This window comes from Methylobacterium goesingense (genome assembly GCF_022179225.1).
Classification (GTDB): domain Bacteria; phylum Pseudomonadota; class Alphaproteobacteria; order Rhizobiales; family Beijerinckiaceae; genus Methylobacterium; species Methylobacterium goesingense.
This window is the reverse complement of record NZ_BPQL01000263.1, coordinates 1-1,084: the sequence shown is the minus strand read 5'-3', so window position 1 is coordinate 1,084 and position 1,084 is coordinate 1. Positions and strand designations below refer to the sequence as shown.

Below are 1,084 nucleotides of genomic sequence, written 5' to 3'. Positions count from 1 at the left end.
CGCGGACCCCGGTTTCCCGCGTGTGTCACACACGGGAAACCGGGGTCCGCGAGGACGCTTTAAACAAGGGTACGTCCCCCCGTCATCGGGTGGATGCTCGAAACCGGGATGGTCACCGCGATGGAAGACCTCTGCGTTTATGCCGATCGGCCGTTCGCCTTCGTGGGACGCTACCTGCGCCGACGCGCCCTGCCGCATGCCGTGATCCTGTGCGCGGTTCTCGGCGCGGTCGGCTTCTCCGTGAGCACCGACTACGCGCTGAAGGGTGTGGTCGACGCCCTCAGCAAGGGCCCGTCGGCAGGCCTGATCTGGGGGGCCCTCGCCGTCCTGATCGCCTTCATCGCCGCCGACAACATGCTCTGGCGCGTGGCGAGCCTCGTCGGGTCCTTCACCTTCGTGGGTGTCACCGGCGACATCCGCCGCGATCTGTTCCGGCACATGACCGGACACTCGCCCTCGTTCTTCGCCGACCGCCAGCCCGGTACCCTGGCCTCGCGCATCACCGCGACCTCGAACGCGATCTTCACGGTCGAGAACATGTTCGTGTTCAACGTGATGCCGCCCTGCGTCGCCGCCTTCGGCTCGATCCTCTACATCGGCAGCGTCAACCTCACGATGGCGCTGGTGCTCGCCGGCATCTTCGCCGCCGTCGTCCTGCTGATGTTCAAGATGGCGGCGGCCGGAAAGCCCCTCCACCACGACTTCGCCGCCAAGGCCGCCTCCGTCGACGGCGAGATGGTCGATCTCGTCGGCAACATGCCCCTGGTGCGGGCCTTTTCGGCGTTCAAGCGCGAATACACCCGCTTCGACGGGACGATCGGGCAGGAGATGCGCTCGCGCCGCTCCTCGCTGCTCTACCTCGAGAAGCTGCGCATCGTGCACGCGATTCTGACGGTGCTGGCGGTGCTCGGCCTGCTCTACTGGGCCATCACCATGTGGGAGGCCGGACAGGCCACCAACGGCCAGGTGGTGCTGGTCTGCACCTTGGGCATCCGCATCCTCGCCGCGACCCGCGATCTCGCCGTGGCGCTGGTCGACGCGACCCAGCACACCGCCCGCCTCCGAGAGGCGGGCGGTGTGCTGG

General features: G+C 67.6%; 1 protein-coding gene. It reads left to right on the top strand.

Annotation, left to right across the window (positions count from 1 at the left end; all coding sequences use genetic code 11):
- Positions 1–120 precede the first annotated feature (120 nt).
- Positions 121–1,084, top strand: a 964-nt coding sequence (locus MFF30_RS25885) for an ABC transporter transmembrane domain-containing protein (protein ID WP_238283162.1), incomplete at its 3' end; no start/stop codon positions are given.